Source organism: Cytobacillus oceanisediminis (assembly GCF_022811925.1).
GTDB classification, from domain to species: Bacteria; Bacillota; Bacilli; order Bacillales; family Cytobacillaceae; genus Cytobacillus; species Cytobacillus oceanisediminis_D.
This window is the reverse complement of record NZ_CP065511.1, coordinates 5111750-5132033: the sequence shown is the minus strand read 5'-3', so window position 1 is coordinate 5132033 and position 20284 is coordinate 5111750. Positions and strand designations below refer to the sequence as shown.

15 protein-coding genes are annotated in these 20284 nt (G+C 40.5%); 9 read left to right on the top strand and 6 right to left on the bottom strand.

The genetic code is table 11. The features are described 5' to 3' along the window. Nucleotides 1-47 precede the first annotated feature (47 nt). On the bottom strand, nucleotides 48-1919 hold the full coding sequence (locus tag IRB79_RS25850; RefSeq protein WP_243505986.1) for an LTA synthase family protein: 1872 nt from the start codon (nucleotides 1917-1919) through the stop codon (nucleotides 48-50). 493 nt (nucleotides 1920-2412) lie between these two features. Between IRB79_RS25850 and IRB79_RS25845 the strand changes: the two genes are divergently transcribed. From IRB79_RS25845 to IRB79_RS25805, 9 genes are all read left to right on the top strand, one after another. Beyond that, complete coding sequence (locus IRB79_RS25845) at nucleotides 2413-3495, top strand: glycosyltransferase family 4 protein (protein ID WP_243505985.1); 1083 nt, start codon at nucleotides 2413-2415, stop codon at nucleotides 3493-3495. Between the two features lie 270 nt (nucleotides 3496-3765). Continuing rightward, nucleotides 3766-4878 carry a DegT/DnrJ/EryC1/StrS family aminotransferase gene (locus IRB79_RS25840; protein WP_243505984.1) on the top strand — a complete coding sequence of 371 codons (1113 nt, stop codon included), beginning with the start codon at nucleotides 3766-3768 and terminating at the stop codon, nucleotides 4876-4878. A 113-nt stretch (nucleotides 4879-4991) separates the two neighbouring features. After that, a complete protein-coding gene (locus IRB79_RS25835; RefSeq protein ID WP_243505983.1) occupies nucleotides 4992-6005 on the top strand; it encodes a Gfo/Idh/MocA family protein in 1014 nt (337 codons plus the stop codon). A 14-nt stretch (nucleotides 6006-6019) separates the two neighbouring features. Continuing rightward, nucleotides 6020-7333 carry a nucleotide sugar dehydrogenase gene (locus tag IRB79_RS25830; protein ID WP_243505982.1) on the top strand — a complete coding sequence of 438 codons (1314 nt, stop codon included), beginning with the start codon at nucleotides 6020-6022 and terminating at the stop codon, nucleotides 7331-7333. Nucleotides 7334-7357: 24 nt separating this feature from the next. After that, entirely contained in the window at nucleotides 7358-8089 is a 732-nt protein-coding gene (locus IRB79_RS25825; protein ID WP_243505981.1) for an N-acetyltransferase, read from the top strand. 103 nt (nucleotides 8090-8192) lie between these two features. Continuing rightward, on the top strand, nucleotides 8193-9260 hold the full coding sequence (gene wecB, locus IRB79_RS25820; RefSeq protein WP_243505980.1) for a non-hydrolyzing UDP-N-acetylglucosamine 2-epimerase: 1068 nt from the start codon (nucleotides 8193-8195) through the stop codon (nucleotides 9258-9260). A 104-nt stretch (nucleotides 9261-9364) separates the two neighbouring features. Continuing rightward, nucleotides 9365-10477 (top strand): glycosyltransferase, encoded by a 1113-nt coding sequence (locus IRB79_RS25815; RefSeq protein WP_243505979.1) that lies wholly within the window; start codon nucleotides 9365-9367, stop codon nucleotides 10475-10477. Then, entirely contained in the window at nucleotides 10474-11556 is a 1083-nt protein-coding gene (locus tag IRB79_RS25810) for a glycosyltransferase (RefSeq protein ID WP_243505978.1), read from the top strand. The genes IRB79_RS25815 and IRB79_RS25810 overlap by 4 nt, the downstream gene beginning before the upstream one ends. A 35-nt stretch (nucleotides 11557-11591) precedes the next feature. Beyond that, nucleotides 11592-12836: a glycosyltransferase family 4 protein gene (locus tag IRB79_RS25805; RefSeq protein WP_243505977.1), complete on the top strand. Its 1245-nt coding sequence runs from the start codon at nucleotides 11592-11594 to the stop codon at nucleotides 12834-12836. A 27-nt stretch (nucleotides 12837-12863) separates the two neighbouring features. Here IRB79_RS25805 and IRB79_RS25800 read toward each other — a convergent pair whose 3' ends face one another. The 5 genes from IRB79_RS25800 to IRB79_RS25780 form a co-directional block, all read right to left on the bottom strand. Beyond that, a complete protein-coding gene (locus IRB79_RS25800; RefSeq protein ID WP_243505976.1) occupies nucleotides 12864-14396 on the bottom strand; it encodes a SpoIID/LytB domain-containing protein in 1533 nt (510 codons plus the stop codon). A gap of 1 nt (nucleotide 14397) precedes the next feature. Continuing rightward, nucleotides 14398-15099 carry an SH3 domain-containing protein gene (locus IRB79_RS25795; RefSeq protein ID WP_243505975.1) on the bottom strand — a complete coding sequence of 234 codons (702 nt, stop codon included), beginning with the start codon at nucleotides 15097-15099 and terminating at the stop codon, nucleotides 14398-14400. A gap of 92 nt (nucleotides 15100-15191) precedes the next feature. Continuing rightward, a complete protein-coding gene (locus IRB79_RS25790; RefSeq protein ID WP_243505974.1) occupies nucleotides 15192-18047 on the bottom strand; it encodes an N-acetylmuramoyl-L-alanine amidase family protein in 2856 nt (951 codons plus the stop codon). A gap of 152 nt (nucleotides 18048-18199) precedes the next feature. Further along, entirely contained in the window at nucleotides 18200-19339 is a 1140-nt protein-coding gene (locus tag IRB79_RS25785; protein ID WP_243505973.1) for an LCP family protein, read from the bottom strand. A gap of 77 nt (nucleotides 19340-19416) precedes the next feature. Next, nucleotides 19417-20049 (bottom strand): YigZ family protein, encoded by a 633-nt coding sequence (locus IRB79_RS25780; RefSeq protein ID WP_243505972.1) that lies wholly within the window; start codon nucleotides 20047-20049, stop codon nucleotides 19417-19419. Nucleotides 20050-20284 lie beyond the last annotated feature (235 nt).

The following is a 20284-nucleotide window of genomic DNA, read 5'->3' as shown; positions in this document are numbered from 1 at the left end:
TCCTAAAGAGTAAGCATTATAGTAAAAGGCGGGCATAGAGGCCCGCCTTATTCCATTTCAAATACTTTTCTAACCATATTGTTTTCCAATAAAAACTTCGAATCTTGAACGTCATTCCTTAACTTATTATAAACACCTCTGCAAGCCTCAATATCTGCTTTTTTGCCTGTTCGATTGTCTACACAGGTTCCCGATTCAAATTTCCCATCATGTGAGGCCATATAATCATAATCATCGGTAAAATAGGTGTACCTGGTTGTTTCATAGGCAAATCCCGCAAACCCTTCTTTTTTTAAGTCAAGAGATTCACCAAATTGAATGAGAGGCCCTTGAATACCTAAAAGAGTAGAAATGGTCGGGTAGATATCCATCTGGCTTGTCGTAATGGTACTCACTTGCCCTTTTACCTGGCCTGGATGATGGATGATCAGCGGTACCCTGAAGCGTTCTTTTTCATCGAACTTGATATCGAGAAGCTTCTTTATTTCAGCTTCATTCTTTGGAACCAATCCATAGTGATCACCATACATAACGAATATGGTATCATCCCATAAATTGTCCTTCTTAAGTTCCTTAATAAAGTTTCCTAAGGCCTGATCAAAATAATGGACGCTTTGAAGGTAATTTCCTGTGGGTGTATCTTTGAACTCAGCCGGCAGATCCAGGTATTGATGTTCTATTGGCAATTCAAATGGTCTATGGACAGATAGCGTAATAATAAAGTTATAAAATGGTTTTTCCATTTCTTTATATAGGCTTGCCATTTGATTAAAAATGCTTTCATCCGAGATTCCCATTCCAATAATTTCACTTCGGTCAATTTTGGGATGATTAATATGGTAAAAATGATCATAACCTTGCTGGCGGTATGCTTCCTGCCGGTTCCAAAAATCCGGGCTGTTTCCATGAGTGGCACTCGTTGTGTACCCCATTTTATTTAGGGCCACAGGCAGAGACAGAAAGTGGTTATCAGGATATGTTTGATAGATCCCTTTAGCGGCAATCGGATACATTGAATTATTGGCAACAAACTCTGCATCTGAGGTGTTTCCACGCCCGATCTGCAGATAAGTATTTGGGTAATAGCTGCTTGAAGCTATTAATTGATCGATATTGGGTGTAATGTCTTGCCCATTAATGTTCATACCGATGGGAAAGGTGTTAAGAGATTCTGCCTGAACCATAATCAGGTTTTTCCCTTTATATTTTCCAAAGATTGCAGACTCTGCTGGTGTCTCAAATTTATCTTCAAATTTTTGCTTTAGTTTTGCCAGCTGTTTTTTTTGCTGCTTGGCATATTCCTCTGCCAAAGCCTTTTCGCGGTAACTTTGGGCAATGTCATAAATATGTGCAGGGATTATGCCTGTTAAGGATACTTTGTACTGATCTGTATGTTCAGGCTGTAAAGGGAGAAACGAAGCAATCAATATGGCGGCCATTCCAATTCCCCCGGCTGAAGCAGCTTGCTTAAGGCGGTTACCGGCAGAATCGTTCTTTTTGTGCATGAAATAAAAGGAGATTGCCAGCAAAGGAAGGTCGGCCCAATAAAGCAGATCAGACTTGTACATTAATGAGACAACTGAATCTGCAATTTCTCCCAGCTGGTTTGCCTGTCCTGCTAATTCTATGTGGAGAATTGCATCATAGTACCTTTCGTAGACAACATCCGCGTATAAAAGAAAAGACATGAGGGAGTAGACCAAAAAAGCCGCCAAGCTTCCTATTAAAGACCTCCTGGCGAAAAACATGGAGGCAATGACCAGCCCAAACCCTGCTGAAGAAAGAAGAATCAATTTTTTATGAGGACTTAGATCAAGCTCCTCTATAAAATAAAGGGTTTTAAAAAACCAGAATGCTGTGACCAGTCCTATCAATAATATAGGTAAATACCAATAAGGTCTTTTTATATGCTGCTTCATATTTCACATCCTTAAATTACTAGTTTGCTAGAAGAATTTGTATAACAAATATTAACAAATAAATATAGTAATTTAAAGGAATTTATACAGAAATTTAACATTTTAATATTGGAGAAAAGAATGGATATCATTGGATATGAGATATAAAAGGAGTTTTCAGATATAAGTAACTGAATTGTAATATAAAAGGATGTTTTATCATTTTTAATCTTTCTGAAATAGACTTATGCCAATTAATTCACTAAAATTGGACAAGAGTTACTAACTCACCGAAAAAAAATCTTAGATGAAACTTTTTTCGATAATGTTCGTCAGACATAGTGTGAGGAGTTTTAAGAAGTTTCAAGTGGGGAAGTGTACTCTTAAATCTATATTTTACTGGAAAGTATCTTTTATTCATGGCAATAAAAAAAGATTGCGGTTTTAAAGAAATGTGATACGATTAGGGATAGTGAGTAAAACTAAAACAAACCTCCAATAAAGGTGATGACACATGTATATTCAAGCTGGTATAGCTTTTTTAGTATCCTTAGTTACTGTTCTGATTGCCACGCCTTTTGTACAAAGATTCGCACTAAAAATTGGTGCTGTAGATAAGCCAAACCATAGAAAAGTTCACCAAAAGCTCATGCCTCGTTTAGGTGGTCTAGCTATTTTTATTGGGGTTATTGCCGGCTACTTTGCAGGCGGTGTTTATAATCAAAAAGTTACTGCGATAAGTGTCGGTGCTATTTTAATCGTAATTATCGGCATACTTGACGATAAATACGAATTATCAGCGAAAATCAAATTTGCTGGGCAAATCCTTGTTGCTTCATTAATAGTGGCAAGCGGTCTGACAGTAGATCTCTTAACCATTCCCTATATTGGTGATTTTGAATTGGGATGGTGGAGCTATCCTGTTACTATTTTTTGGATCGTAGCCATCACAAATGCGATCAATCTGATAGATGGTTTAGATGGATTATCGGCAGGAATCTCTGCTATCGGAATAGCAACCATCGCCATTATGGCGGGCCTTTCTGGAGCCATGCTCATCTTTACCTTCTCCGCCATACTGCTAGGAAGCATATTAGGGTTTTTATATTACAACTTTTATCCTGCCAAAATATTCATGGGGGATACAGGTGCACTATTCCTGGGGTATTCCATTTCGATTCTATCCCTATTAGGGCTGTATAAAAGTGTGACCTTATTTAGCTTCTTGGTTCCGATAATTATTTTAGGTGTGCCGGTTTTTGATACAACCTTTGCCATCTTGCGCAGACTCGTGAATAACAGGCCGATATCTGCTCCAGATAAATCGCATTTGCATCACAGGCTGTTAGCGTTGGGATTGTCACATCGAAATACCGTTTTGGCCATTTATGCCTTTGGTATTTTATTTAGCATCAGTGCTGTATTAGTGTCTGAATCGACTTTATGGGGCACAATCTTTATTATTTTTGGCCTGCTTGTGGTGACGGAAATAATTGCTGAGCTTATCGGATTAGTTTCTGATCGGTACAGGCCTATCATCAATTTGTATAAAAAGATTACAGGAACCCGCTCATTAGGGAGAACAGGAAATAAGTAAAATCAAATAATTCATAAACCGTTTGTTAGCTGCAAAGTGACAAACGGTTTTTTTAAGAAATGTTGTTATATAAAAGTATTGGCATGAAATAGTTCGTTTATGCATTTTTTTCACATAATTGATAAAAATAGATTTAAATCCTATTTATTCCAGACTATTTGCTTGTTATACGTTTTTAGACACAAAAAAATCATATAAATACTATGATTTGTGATAAACTAAACATGTTTTTAAACATGTTGATATTTTACATTTTCGGAGGTAAAAAAAATGAAAGTTCCTATGCTTGACCTTAGTGAACAATACCAATCCTTAAGAAGTGAAGTTTTGGAAGTGCTTGATGGCGTAATGAGCTCTTCACGTTTTATATTAGGAGATAATGTAAAAAAGCTTGAACAAGATGTTGCTAAATACAGTAATGTTGCCCATGGAATTGGCTGCGGCAACGGAAGCGATGCCATACATATTGCTTTACAGGCTTTAGGTGTGAGTGAAGGCGATGAAGTTATCACGACTCCTTTCACATTCTTTGCAACGGGTGGAGCTATTGCAAGAGCAGGTGCGACACCGGTTTACGTAGATATTGACCCTGTTACATTTAACATTGATCCGAACAAGATTGAAGAAGCTATCACAGAAAAAACAAAAGCAATTATTCCTGTGCATTTATACGGGCAAATGGCTGATATGGAGAAAATTGCTGAAATCGCGAAGAAACATAATCTTGCCGTTGTTGAAGATGCTGCTCAAGCGATAGGCGCGAAGCATAATGGAAAGACAGTTGGTGAACTTGGAACTGCTGCTACTTATAGCTTCTTCCCAACTAAAAATCTGGGTGCCTATGGAGACGGTGGAATGGTTGTAACAAATGATGATGAGGTTGCTGAACAAAGCCGTGTTATCCGTGTGCATGGAAGCAAGCCTAAATATTATCATCATGTTCTAGGCTATAACAGCCGTTTGGATGAACTTCAAGCTGCCGTTTTAAATGTTAAATTCCCGCATTTGGATCATTGGAGTGAGCTTAGACGCGAAAAGGCGGAAAATTACACTAAGCTTCTTAAAGAGGCTCTAGGCGACACAGTTGCTACACCAGTGGAGAAAGAAGGGAACTATCACGTTTTCCATCAGTATACAATTAGAGTGGAAAAGCGTGATGAGCTTCAGGAATATCTGAAAGAACAGGGAGTAGCTACAATGATTTACTACCCGCTTCCTCTTCATGTTCAGCCTGTATTCAAGGAGCTTGGATATAAAGAAGGGGACTTCCCTGTTACGGAGAAGGCGGCTAAAGAAGCATTATCATTGCCAATGTTCCCTGAACTAAAATTAGAGCAGCAAGAATATGTTGTGGCGAAAATAGCCGAATTCTACGGAAAATAATTTTTTAGGAGACGTCGCCGATTAATAAGGGGGCGTTTTCTTTACTTGATTAAAATTCAGTATCATCTGCAGGTTTTTTGAACTTCAAAAGGCTTTTGGAAGGAGATAGAAGCATGATAAATTTTGCTATTGTAGGCATGGGGCATATTGCGAATAAGCATATTGAATCCATTCAAAAAGTTGAGGGGGCTAACCTCTTTGCAATATGTGATACAAACCCTGAAAGGCTCGAACTTGATTTGCCGGGTGTGAAAAAATATACTGATTTAAATGAAATGCTTACTGAAAACAAAGACATCCATGTAGTCAATATATGCGTACCATCCGGGCTGCATGCAAGGCTTACGAAAGTGGTTGCTGACCATAAGCGGCATATCATCGTTGAAAAGCCAATGTCTTTGAAGCTTGAGGATTCAGTAGAAATGATTAAAGTGGCAAAAGAAAATAATGTGAAGCTTGCGGTTGTCCATCCAAACCGATTCCGGCCTGGTGTTCAAAAGCTTAAGGCGGAGCTTGAAAAAGGCTCTTTCGGCAAATTAAGCCATGCCAATGCAACGGTTAGATGGAATCGCGGCCAAGCATACTATGATCAAGCTGACTGGCGCGGCACGAAAGAATTTGATGGCGGAGTATTGATGAATCAGGCTATACATGATCTGGATTTGATGCTTTGGCTGATGGGCCCTGTTGAATCGGTACAGGCTATGGCTGCTACCCGCCTCCGCAAAATTGAAACAGAGGATGTTGCAGCTGCAGTCGTGCAATTCAAGAGTGGGGCTTTAGGTGTTATTGAAGCAGCAACGACGATCTACCCTAAAAACCTTGAAGAATCTATCTCCGTCTTCGGTGAAACGGCTTCGGTGAAAATCAGCGGCCGTACAGCAAATTATATTGAAACGTGGGATATCGAAGGCGTCTCAGAGGAAGAAGCAGCCTCCGTTAAGGAAGAAGTGAGTAAAGATCCATTTGGCACGCCAGGGCATCAGTGCATTATTGAAGACATGGTGTATGCTGTTAAAGAAGATCGTGACCCTATTGTTACAGGTGAAGACGGGATCGCTCCCGTTAAACTGATTTTATCCATTTTGGAATCCGCAGAAACTGGAAAAAAAGTCTTTATCCAATAAAGGAGTAGAAGAAAATGAGCCACCATAAAACACTATTAGAAAAAATTAATAATAAAGAAGCTGTCATTGGAGTAGTTGGGTTAGGTTATGTAGGACTGCCTCTTGCAGTTGAAAAAGCAAAAGCAGGCTTTAAAGTTATTGGCTTTGATGTGCAGGCAGCAAGAGTAGAAGAAGTAAACATGGGTATTAACTATATTGGCGATGTTGTGGATGAAGACCTTAAGGATATGGTTAAAGGCGGAAAGTTGGAAGCGACAACTGATTATCAGCGCATCCAGGAAGTTGATGCTGTGGCGATTTGTGTCCCAACCCCTCTTGACGTTTATCAGCAGCCTGACACTTCATATGTAGAATCTTCTGCTAAGGAAATTGCCAAATATGCTCATGAAGGCATGCTTGTTGTTCTTGAGTCAACAACATACCCTGGCACAACTGAAGAAATCGTTAAACCTGCCCTGGAGGAAAAAGGCCTTAAAACAGGTGAAACTGTATTTGTTGCCTACTCGCCTGAACGTGTTGACCCAGGCAATAAGCAATTCAAAACGAAGAACACGCCTAAAGTTGTTGGCGGTATTACAGCCAACTGTACGGAAGTAGCTGCTGCTTTATACCGCAATGTACTCGAAGGAGATGTTTTCGAAGTATCAAGCCCGGCTATTGCTGAAATGGAGAAAATTTTCGAAAATACATTCCGCCATATTAATATTGCCCTAGCCAACGAAATGGCTATTCTGTGTGACAGAATGGGAATTGATGTATGGGAAGTAATTGATGCAGCTAAAACAAAGCCTTATGGCTTCATGGCTTTCTATCCGGGTCCTGGTCTTGGCGGCCACTGTATTCCAATCGATCCATTCTATTTAACATGGAAAGCCAGAGAATATAACTATCATACTAGACTTATCGAATTAGCCGGAGAAATTAACAACTCAATGCCTGAGTTTGTTGTTAACCGTGCTATGCACCTTCTAAATGAAGATGGAAAGGCACTAAGAGGAGCTAAAGTTACACTATTGGGTGTTGCTTATAAAAAGGATATTGAAGATGTGCGTGAATCTCCTGTCCTTAAAATTATTGAACTATTAGATGCTCAGGGTGCTGATTACACAGTTGTAGATCCTTATGTTAAATCATTCAAGTCATGTAATACACGAGTTGAAACGGTTGAATTAACGAAGGAACTATTAAATGAATCTGACTTGGTTCTTTTGACGACAGACCACTCCGATTTCGACTATGAAATGATCGCACGAGAAAGCAAGTCCATTTTTGATACAAGAAACGCAATGAAAGACGTTGCAAAACCTAATAAATACAACAAACTATAATTGTTATATAAGGGAGAGCTCAAAATGAACTTTATCGATCCTTCCGCAGCAGTAGATTCTTCAGCAAAAGTAGGATATTTTAGTGTCATTGAAAAAGGCGCAAAGATTGGCCAGAACGTAGTCATCGGGAATCGAGTTACGATCCATGAGGATACGGTTATTGGCGACAATACAACGATTGCTGACGGTGCTGTTGTAGGAAAACCGCCAAAACCGGCAAAAACGAGTACGGTTAAGCTTTCTGACTCCATTCCGGCGCTTGAGGTTGGGGAAGATGTCACGATCGGTGCTAATTGTGTGATCTACCGTGGAGCAGCAATTGGTTCAAACACGCTTATAGCGGACCTTGCCAGCGTAAGGGAAAACGTGGAGATTGGGGATTATGTCATTGTAGGGCGCGGTGTCACAGTTGAAAACTATGTGAAGATTGGCAGCCGGACAAAGATTCAATCCAATTCCTATATTACGGCTTATACGACTCTCGAAGAGCAGGTATTTATTGCTCCGTGTGTTACGACTACTAATGATAACTTTATGGGAAGAACAGAAGAAAGATTCGATAAGATCAAAGGAGCAATCGTTAAACGCGGCGCAAGGGTTGGCGGTGCTTCCATCATTCTCCCGGGTATAACAGTCGCAGAAGAAACTTTTGTAGCTGCCGGGGCTTTAGTAACAAAAGATACCGAAGAGAAAACAGTAGTTAAAGGAATTCCTGCGAAGTTCCTTAGAATGGTTGATGAAAGAGAATTATTATAGCAGCTAATAAATTTTTAAACGTATAGGGGCGGTATCGCTCCTTTACGCTTTTATAATTGTCATTATCAATTCCCGAACTTAGAAAACATGGAGGTTTCGGTTTATGAAAATCGTAACAGTTCTAGGCGCACGCCCTCAATTTATAAAGGCTGCTCCAGTCTCACGTGCTTTAAGGCAAAACCATCAGGAAATTATTGTACATACAGGACAGCACTATGATGCCAATATGTCGGATATCTTCTTTGAAGAGTTAAATATTCCAAAGCCTGATTATCATTTAGCGGTAGGTTCCGGAAACCATGGGAAGCAGACTGGCGAAATGATGGCTAAAATTGAAGAAATTGTTCTAAAAGAAAAACCGGATTATGTACTTGTTTACGGAGATACAAATTCAACTCTTGCAGGCTCATTGGTTGCTGCAAAGCTTCATATCCCTGTCATTCATATTGAAGCAGGATTAAGAAGCTTTAATAAGCTTATGCCTGAAGAAGTGAACCGGATCTTGACTGACCATATTTCAGAGTACCTTTTCTGCCCGACGGATACAGCGGTTGAAAATCTAAAGAATGAAAATATTACAAGAAACGTCATCAATATCGGGGACGTCATGTATGACGCCGTTTTGTATAATCGTGAGCTTGCAAAGGAAAAGTCGCGTATTCTTGAAGACGCACAGCTAAACAAGGGAGATTATCTGCTCATCACGATTCACCGTGCTGAAAATACGGATGATCCGGAAAAAATGAAAGGCATTCTTCAGGCATTTTCAAGCACAGAAGAAACCAAGGTTTGGCCTATTCACCCGCGTACAAAACACAAGCTTGCTGATTACGGTCTAAATGTGGAGGAAATCCCTAATCTGAAAATCATTGATCCAGTAGGGTATCTTGATATGTTAACGCTTGAGGCAAATGCACGAAAGATTGTAACAGATTCTGGCGGTGTGCAGAAGGAAGCTTATTTCATGGAGGTTCCATGTGTTACGGTTAGAGAGCAGACAGAATGGGTGGAAACCCTTGAAGGAGAGGCCAATATCCTTGTAGGGACAGATCAGACAAAAATGACTGAAGCCATTAATAAAGAGGTAAAGCCTGAATATAAGCAATTATTCGGAAACGGAGAAGCTGCCAGCAAAATTGTTGAAGTGCTTGAACAGGGGTTAAAGGCGTAAACGGTTTAGTCCTTTTACCAGCAGTGCTATCCGTTACCAAAGTTTAACTTGTGCAGTTAAGTGGGCAAGCATGTTAGTTAATGCATGAATAAAGGAGTATTAGCATGAAATCAGTTTTAGTTTATTACCCTTTCCCATTATCGGAGAATGCCAATAGCGGATCCAAGCTTCGCCCGCTTGAAATGAAAAAGGCTTTTCATACTTGGGGAACTGAAAATGTGGTTAATATCATCGTGATATCCGGAACTTCCGATCAGCGGGATCAGCAGTTTCAGCAGCTCCTTTCGTCGGGGAAGCTGGATAACCTATGGTTCTGCTATATGGAGAATCAGACCATTCCCCTTTGGCTTACAGATCCAGGGCACAAACCCAAAAGGCCATTTATAGATCGGAAAATCCTGCGTTACCTCAAGCAGCAAAATGTGCCAGTAGGGGTTTTTTATCGGGATGTGTATTGGAAATTTGATCATATCTATCCGTTAACAGGAGCAAAAAAGAAAATCATGCAGTCCATCTACAGGATTGAAGAGAAATTTTATGAAAAATATTGCGATGTGATTTTTCTCCCTAGCCTGGAGATGGGACAATATGTAGACATTGACCGAAAAATGGCTGACTTGCCTCCGGGCGGAAAAGAGCGGCCTATATCTGCCAGGGAAAAGCATGATGGGCCTTTCAGGGCCATTTATGTTGGTGCCATAAATGGGGAAGATTATGGTTTATCTTTAATGCTCGATGCTTTAATGGAAGCAAATAAGGAGTCAGAGATCTGTAAGCTGACGATTGTGTGCAGACAAGGGGAATACGAGGCTGCAGATAAAGCGAATAAAGAGAAAATTAAAGAGCTGGATATTGACGTACGGCATATTAGCGGAAGTGAGCTTGATTCACTATATGAGGAGATGGATTTTGCTTTTATCCCGCGAAAATGTACAGAGTATCAGAACTTTTCAATGCCTGTAAAGCTTGTTGAGTATTTATCCAACGGTTTGCCGATTATAGCAACCGCATGTGATGCACAAAAGCGTTTTCTTGAAAGCAATAGGTATGGTGTTATCTGTAAAGATAATTCTTCTTCCATGGCTGAAGCAATAAAAGAAATGGCAGAGTCCCTTGAGCAATATCAGGCAAATATTGAAGCTACATTCCTAAGAAATCATTCATGGGTAGCAAGAGTGGAAAAAGTTAAAGCTTCGCTGACAGGGGAACAGTCATGAAAGTAGTGCTGCTTTCGCCGAGTAAATCATCACATACTCATAAATGGGCGCTTTTTTATAAGCAACAGGGAATTGAGGTTACGGTTATGACCTTTAAGGACCATTACTCTGAGGAAAACGCTAAAGAGGTTCATACCGTTGTTCTGCCTAAGCTCTTGCCGGGCAAGCTTTCCTACTTATTTGCTGTTTCTCATTTGCGCAAGCTATTAAAGGAATTAAAGCCAGATATCCTGCATGCCCACTTTGTTTCAAGCTATGGATTAGTAGGCGCTTTAACTCAATTTCATCCATTTTATGTTTCCGTGTGGGGTACAGATATTTACCAATTCCCATTAAAGAACACTGTTAATCGCAGGATCGTGGAATACACATTAGGGAAAGCGGATGTGATCTGTTCTACAAGCCATATCATGGCTAAGGAAACAAGCAAGTATACAGATAAGGAAATAGAAGTAACTCCGTTTGGCGTTGACCTTTCCCTTTTTTGTCCTAAGAAGAAAGAAGAGGGGACAAGCTTGAAAATCGGGATTGCCAAAGGGCTGGATGATGTCTACGGTTTCCGTGATTTATTTCAGGCATTCGTCATTTTACGCTCCTCTTTTCAGGATCTGGAGCTTATGATCGTTGGCGACGGACCTATGAGGGAAGAGTATCAAGAGCTCTGCCGATCACTGGGAATAGCAGATGCTGTCCACTTTATTGGCCGGGTGCCCAACCATCTGGTGCCGAACTATCTTCGTGAAATGGCTGTTGTTGTGATGCCTTCCCTTGAAGAAAGCTTTGGAGTAACAGCAGTAGAGGCTATGGCTTGTGGAGTCCCAGTTGTTGTATCGGATGCAGATGGTTTAAAAGAAGTTGTAAAGAATCGGGAAACAGGGCTGATTGTCTCTAAAGGAAACTCTGACATGCTTGCAAAGGCTGTGGCGGAATTGCTGAACGATGAAGGTCTCCGCGCTATTCTGGGACAAAACGGAGTCAAGCATGTCCGTGATCATTACGATTGGCAGGAAAATGCCGGCCGGATGCTAAAGCTTTATAGGGCTTCTATAGCTAATTCCGGAAAACGAAACGATAAATAATATACGATAAATTAAGACATATTGGAGTTGGGAAAATGAGAGTAATCTATTTATGTCAGCATTTTCCCCCTGAAACAGGTGCTCCTCAAATACGAGTGTATGAAGTGAGCAAGGAACTCATGAATAGAGGACATCAGGTGGAAGTATTAACAGCTTTTCCTCATCATCCGCATGGCATTATTCCGGATGAATATAAAGGCAGGTTTTATCAATTTGAACATTGGGATGGAATTCCTGTCCATCGTTCATGGATCTATCCATCACCGAAAGGAAGCTTTTGGAAGAGGCTTGCTTCCTATTTTTCTTTTACGTTTAGTGCTTTTTATTCTCTGGCAAAAGCAAAGCCTACAGATGTCATCATTTGCAATTCGCCTCCATTATTTCTTGGCATAACGGGCTGGGTGGGCGCTAAATTAAAGAGGGCCAAATTTGTATTTAATGTGGCGGATATTTGGCCGGAATCTGCTGTTGAGCTGGGATTGGTTAAGAATAAAACCTTTATCAGAATGGCTGAAAAACTGGAGAATTTCCTATACCGCAATGCCTGGAAAATAGCAGGTGCAACAGAAGGGATATGCAGCTATTATGTCAAGAAGGGGAAATCAAGCGAGGATGTTTTCCTTTTGCCCAATGGCGTAAATACTGATTACTTTAAGCCGTTAGATAAAGACCAGGCCATCATAAAAAAAGCCGGGCTGGAAGGTAAAAAGGTGTTCACTTATGCCGGCAATTTTGGTTATGCACAGGGCCTTGATTCCGTTTTGCAGGCAGCTGCCCTGGTTAAGGATTCCCATCCGGATGTCCACTTTTTATTTGTAGGGGATGGACAGGAGAAGGATAAGCTGCTCGCCTTAAAAGAAGAGCTGCAGCTGACAAACGTCACTTTTTATGGTTCGGTTCCATTAGAAGAAATGCCAAAGATTTTTTCTGTATCTGATTTTAGCGTTGTATCTCTTAGAAATATTGATTTGTTTAAAGGAGCGCGGCCTTCGAAGATTTTTCCGGCCATCTCAACTGGAACGCCGGTATTGTATTGCGGAGTTGGAGAGAGTGCCGAGATTTTAAATGAATATAATTGCGGCAGAATCGCACCTCCGGAAAATCCTGAAGGAATTGCAGCGGCAGTTAAAGAATTAGCGGCGATAACTGGTGAGGATTATCAGCAAATGTGCCAAAACGGCCGAAAATTAGCCATCGATCAATACTCCTGGAAGAGCATTGTTGAAGATCTGATTCACCATCTGGAAGGTGAAAATAAAAAGGAGAGAAGCATGGGTTAAACCTTCATGTCTTCTCTCCTTTTACTTTTATTTAGAAACGGTCGTTCCTTTGAAGTAATGTGTAATGATCTGGCTGGCTGTCCAGCCGTTTTCAGCATAGGCCTTTGCTCCATATTGACTCATGCCAATACGGTGGCCCCAGCCTTTTCCGTTAAGGGTTACAGATAGTACCTCACCTGTCCCGCTTTCACTAGTAATGACCCCAGACGGAGTCTGGACAGATACCTGTGATTCAGTTAGCGTCATTTGTCCGCTCGGTGTTTGTACGGTTTGTCCTTTCATATCTTCGATAGGGAAAATTCCGCTATTCGTTTGAACAGAAAGGGCAGGCTGAGATCTCGTTATCTCCATTGTAAACCAGTTGGAGTAAAGGAGATTATAATGTGCAGAGCTTGAGACAGGGAATAACCTTCTGATGACTGACTCATTTCCGCTTACCGTTTTATCTCCTTTAGTGGTTTTAACTGTAACAGCACCTACTTCTCCATTCGCCCCTTTTACTTCAAGGCTAATATCCAGCAGTTTTGCTGTACTATCAAAACCGAATGACTTTAAAATTGCAGCAGCGGAGTATTCTTCACTCCAATTGCTGTAAGGGGATACTTCGTATTTATCCTCGACTGAAACCAGGTAAGGGAAGGAGCTCTGATTAGAATTCCAAACATCTCCAACATTGGCAGTTTTGCCTCCGCTCGTTGAAAAGAAAAATGTTTGGATTGGCTTTCCGTTGTATTTTACTAACAAGCCTTCTGTTTCTTTAATTGCGGTATTTGCCCGAGTATCTTCAGAAGTGTATCCCCTGTATACTTGGCTTGCAGCTGTACTGGTAAGGAGCATCATGTTGGCTGCATAGCTTCGGGCTGCGATCGCCTGTGCTTTAAGGGACTCCTTATGCCATGAGGCTGGCATTTCATTAGGGACAACTCCCTTAAGATAATCTTCCATATCCAACATGTTGATTACTTCAACCTGGGAACCGTTTTTCTTCAAATAGAAGCTGCCTCTATAAGTAAGGCCATTGCTTACTTTCGCGAGAGGTAGCTTGTCCCCTTCTGTTAATTTAGCATTTTTGGCTGGAACCCACCCTGTATAGGACCCCAAGGTTACGTTATACCAAAGTTCACCCGTTGTCTTGTTTGTGAAGGAACCAAGGTAATTCGCGCTGTCTCCTGTTTGGAAAGTATATATCTTTGAATAGGAGGTATCGGCACCTCGTCTCATATCCGTCTGGCTTGTGAATACAGCTAATGTTGCGGTTCCGGCAAGCTCCTGGACATCAAAGCCTGAAGTCGAGGATTGACTGAATCCGGTATAGGAGACTGTTACGGCTGTTCCATTGCTTGATGACGTAATAGTTGTTCCTGGCGGGATGATGGACTTGCTGCCAGTTTGCCTATTTGTAAGCTGATAGCTTCCATTAAGGGTTAAAGTCAGACTGTTGTTTATGTGCACAGATACATTTACACTATTCGGGTACGTTTTAACCTCAGCTGCACTGGGATATTGACCCCCTGAAAATAGTAAAGCCATAAATAAAATGATTGAGATAAATTTCTTCAACTTATCTCACCTCACCAAAGGTGCTGATAATCCATCCTCTGCTGCCTGATGAAGTTTCAACATTATACCAGGTTTCTCCCTTTGAGTTCTTATAGGTTTGAACTAATTTTAGAACAGTGCCTTTTGGCAGTAATTCTACTACAGCATAATCTGTTGTAGCTCCTCTGCGCATGTTGACATCTGCAGTGGTTACAACAGTTTTTAAAGTATCTGGCTTAGTTGTTGAAACATCACCGGAATAAACCCAGCCCAATAAGGACGGAGATAGTTGCACTCTGTACCAAAGGCCTGAACTGGAGTTATGGGAATCTACTACGGTTAAAGCAGTGCTTTTTGAAACAGTTGCTACGACTTTATATGTCCTTAAAGCTCCTGAATGGATTGATACATTATCCTTGGTTGTGTAGACAGCAGATGGCAAGCCGCTAGGAGGTGGTGTTGTCGGAGTCGTTGTCCCGCTATCTGCTTTCAGTGCCTCAATCTCTTTCTGCTGTGAAGCGACCTTTGCTTCTAAACTGCTAATCTTTGTTTCTAAAGAAGATAGTTTTGTATTAATGGGGTTTAACTTTGTATTGACCCATTCCACGCTTGCTAATACGACATTTGAAGCAGCATCAGATCCGGATGGAGTAAACAAAGCAGCACTAGTTCCAATACCAGCAGTTACAATTCCAGCAGCGACCAATTTTTTAATACGATTCATTTTACGAAATTTCCCCCTAATTGTGTTTAAAAAAATGTGCTTTGGGTAAGTGTTACCCAAAGCCTTAAATTCCTTAAATAGTTTTAAAAAGCTTAGAAACTACTGTAATAATCCTGGAAACCTTTCCTGATTCCCTCAGCGGCCTTTTGGCGGAAAGCTGTAGTACGAAGCAGACTTTCTTCGTTAGGATTAGAAATAAAAGCTAGTTCCACAAGGATGCTTGGAAGGTGATTCATTCTATTAACATAGAATTCTTGTTCCTTAACACCTCTATTATAGGTGCCGAGTGACGATACCATATACTTTTGAACAGAATCGGCTAATTCCTCGCTAATTGGGCCATTGAAGTTTACCGTTGAGTTAAAAAACGTTGTTGATCCTCTGGATGTGCTTGAGAAAGAATCAGCATGAATACTGATAAAGGCATCATAGGTGCTGGAATTAGCAATAGCTGTTCTTTCGGCAAGCTCGAGGAAAATGTCTCTGCTTCGCGTTAATAAAACAGATGCACCGTTTCTTTCAAGCTCCGATTTTAATAATAAAGCAGTTGCTAAATTTACATCTTTCTCCAATAGACCAGTTGGGCCAATAGCACCTGTATCTTTTCCGCCATGACCGGCATCGACGACGATTTGCTTTCCTAATAAACCTGTAGGGATGACTTTAATGGTAACTTTATCGCTGTAATTTCGAATAGTGAAGGTATAGCCAGGTTCAAAAGTTAAAATGACCGACTTTTCGGTGGATGTTGATTGTACAGTTTCAACTGTTTTGATTCCCTTTACTTTAAAATTAGGCAATTCTGCATCTGTTATGCCTTGCGTCAGCTTTAAGCGATAATCCGATAATTTTGAATAAGTAAAGTCAAAATTTGTTGGTTTTTTCCATACCAGATAGCTTGCATTGCCCTCTGTGTAAGTAGAAGGGGAAGCTAGCCGTTTCAACGAAACCTCGGAAGTTTGGGACTCTAGAATCCATCCGCGTATCCCTGCAGCGGTTTCAACGTTTAACCATCCATTCAATTTGCTGAGAACCAGCAAAGGTTCATCTGCTTTTAGTGCAGCAGCTATACCGTATGAGGTTGATGCACCTCTTCTTAATGCTGCGTTACTCAATGCATATACATATTCTAGTTCTGATGTTGATTTGACTAAGTCTTTCAAAGGAACCCATCCAATATTTCCAGTGGAGGTGCTTACTCTAGCCCAAGTTTGCAAAGAGTCGTTTATAAACCCGCTTAAAACGGTCACTTTTCCTGTAAAATTCAGCTTTTCTACCACTCTATAATCATATGTAGCTCCGGAATACAGATTTGTATTTCGATTGCCAACATAATAAGTTCCACTTAACGAAATAGAGCCTGGTTCAGGCTTTTCAAAAGCAGTGCTGTTTATCCAGCCGATGACATCACCAAGGTCTGCTCTATACCAGAGCTCGCCGCTTGAATTTGTAAATTCGTCAATAATTTTAATCTCTTGATTTCTGCTTACGGCTGCTACAGCTGCATAAGTAGCAGATGCACCTCTGCGTACAGCAGCACTTTCAACTTGTACCACTTTAGTCGTGATTGAATATTGTGGTGCTTCAAAAGCGGAACTGATTACCCAGCCGATGATATTGCTGCCAAGGTCGACTCGATACCAAAGCTCGCCTTTAGAGTTTTTATGTTCCCCGATGACTTTAACTGATTGATTCTTGCTCAATGCAGCCACTGACTCGTAATCAGAAGAAGCGCCTCTGCGCACGGCAGTCTTCTCAACCTGTACTACTTTGGTCGTCACAGTATAAGGGGGTGCTACAAAAGCGGAGCTGATCACCCAGCCGATGATATTGCTGCCAAGGTCGACTCGATACCAAAGCTCGCCTTTAGAGTTTTTATGTTCCCCGATGACTTTAACCGATTGATTTTTGCTCAATGTTGCCACTGATTCATAATCAGAAGAAGCGCCTCTGCGTACGGCAGTCTTATCAATTTGGACCACTTTAGTGGTCACAGTGTAAGGGGGTGCTACAAAAGCGGAGCTGATCACCCAGCCGATGATATTGCTGCCAAGATCCACGCGGTACCAGAGCTCACCCTTGGAGTTTTTATATTCATCAATTACTTTCACTCCTTGATTTTTGCTCAAAGTTGCCACAGATTCATAATCAGAGGAAGCGCCCCTGCGGACGTCAGCCTTTTCAACTTGCACTGTCTTAGTGGTGACTGTATAAGCTGGTTTTACAAAAGCAGAGCTAATTACCCAGCCGATGACATCGCCTAGGTCTACCCGGTACCAAAGTTCACCTTTGGAATTCTTATATTCAGCAATAATCGCAACTTCCTTATTTTTGCTTAGAGTGGCAACCGCTTGATAATCAGAAGAAGCGCCTCTGCGTACTGCAGTGCTGTCAACCTGCACTGTTTTTTGGATAATCGCAGGTTCAGAGGGAGGTGGTTCCGTTGATCCTGGGTCAGCCTTAATGAAATCTGCTAGTACCCAGCCTAGCTGTCCATTAAAAGATATCCTATACCATAACTCACCTTGGCTGTTATTATGCTGATCAATCACTTTTACTTTTTGCCCAAGAGATAGCTTGCCAATTACTTCATAAGAGGTTGATGCTCCTCTTCTGACATTTACATTCGAACCAGTTGAAACTGCATCTTGGCCAACAAGAGAAGAGTTTGCCTCTTGGAATCCTGTAGAGAGTCCCCAACCTGAAATGCCATCACTTTCAACCTTGTACCAAAGTTCACCTGATGAATTTGTAAATTCATCAACTACTACTACACTTTCTCCATCATCTAAGGTAGTTACAACCTGATCATCAGTGGTTGTTCCTTTTCTGATTTCAACAGCGGAATCCGTTGTCATACTGGCAGGATATGTTGTTTCTTCTGCATATGTAAAGTTGGGAAGCAACGCTGCAGTAGCCAAAACAGAAGAAGCAATAATTTTCTTCACGGTAACCCTCCATTTTAATAGTTTTTTCGACCTATGTCATATTCTATCAAAAAATGTCAAATGTTCCAATCTATGATTTCGGTAGAAATACAGGAAATATATAACAAAAAGGAAGCTCTCCATTTGGAAAGCTCCCGAAGAAATAGATAATATTAATAATTTGAGTCTGAATTATAGTCTGTATCTGTTTCACTTTCAGATTGATACTCAGAGTTTTCCTCAGAATCATATTCTGTTTCCGATTCATTGGAATCATATCCGGATTCAGGGTTTAAATCATATTCTGAATTAGAGTCGTTCCCAAATTCAGAGTCGGATATTGATGTGCCTTTTGAAATGGCAAGTGCTGTTTCAAGGGTACTATTAATTTCTAATAGAGAATCTTCATCAGGAATATAATAATATACACCGTCTATATATTCATCCGTACCATTTAGAGTAAGGTTCTGGATTTTGGTGTCTTTGATTTTAGAATATAATTTTACAAAACTTGCAAATTTTGATGGCGGGATATTCGTTTTTACATTCTTCCCTAAGTCATCCATTACATCATCAATTTTTGTAATGGAAGAGAACGAAGTGCCTTTATCAATGATCGCTTTTATGACTTGCTGCTGCCGCTCGTTTCTTCCATGGTCACCGCGTGGATCCGCTTTTCTCATTCTCACATAAGCAAGTGCTTCATTCCCATTTAGGTTCATTTTACCTTCATAATAGGTCTTCCATTTTAAGCTGCCTGTCAGCTGGGCGTCGAAGGTAAATGGTACATCGACGGATACACCGTCAAATGTATCGACAATATCCTCAAAACCTTCAAAGTTAGTGGTTATATAATAATCAATTGGAATATCAATCATATCATTGATTGTTGCAATGGTTGTCTCAATACCGCCGGCGCCATAGGAATGATTTAATTTTGTCTTATAGCCGAGTTCTTTTATATATGTTCTTGTGTCACGGGGAATGCTTAGCAGGAAAACTTCTTCTGTTTTTGGATTGACTGTTGCCAGCATCATTACATCTGAACGTTCTCCGCCTTCTTGGTCTTCTATTCCAACAACAAGAACGGTGAAAGGATCCTTGGTAATTTCGACTTCCTCTGTTCGGTGATTCGGAATTTTACTTCTATCCAATTCCTGAAAAATTTTACTGGAGGCACCTTTAGCATGAGAATAAAGGTTGTAGGCGAAGTATGTTCCGCCGCCAATAACTGTAATAAGTGTGAACAGCAGGAGCACTCGCCAAATTCTGAGCTTTTTCTTCTTCCGCCTGACAATTCTAGTACCAGACATATATTATCCCTACTTTATTTAAAAATTTATCGTTAGCAATAGTTAATTTTATCGAATTTTCACGATATAGTAAACGACTAAATCTGTGTTTCCAAGTATAGTTTATTTCCAGCGATTGTTTGGCTTTGGCCATTCGTTAATTCAGTCATCCAACTGGTGAAAGAGTCAATGAGTTCGTCCTTAACATACGTTTCTATCTCAACCGATTCAAGGTAGTGGATTTCCTTAATTGGATATATGGAGGACCGGAGTTCATTCTCTATTTTTCCAAGCCAGGTATAGTCTATTTTGGTATGCATGATCGTTACAAGTTCTCTTTCGACAATCCCGGTTGTCTGCAATCCTTCCGAAGTTGCTTTCCCATAGGCGCGAATTAGGCCGCCTGCGCCTAACTTTATACCGCCAAAGTATCGGGTTACGACTACAACGGAATCCTTTAGCTTTTTTTTCTTCAAGACCTCCAATATTGGAACGCCAGCCGTGCCGCTAGGCTCTCCGTCATCATTCGCCTTTTGGATTTGATCATTTTCCCCTATTAAATAGGCAGAACAATTATGTGTTGCATTATAATGTCTTTTCTTTATAGATAGGATGAATTCCTGTGCTTCCTCTTCTGATTGTGCTCGGGATACATGTGCAATAAATCGGGATTTATCTATTATTATTTCATTTTCTCCATATCCCTTTACTGTATAGTAATGGGGCAGCATGTAAACCGCTCCTTCCTGTTTCTCTTAATTCAAATTAAAATTGACCTATTTCATTATAAATCGACAAAGTTTGAAACACATAATTTTCAACAGAATGTAATAAAACTTTAATATAGAACATTTTTTCCCATGTTATAATGAAACCAATTCTGATGTTTATGCTGCTATAATAAAAAATGTGCCGATTTTAATCTTTAAGTGGTATAAATATACATATTATTTTGCTTGGTAGTCA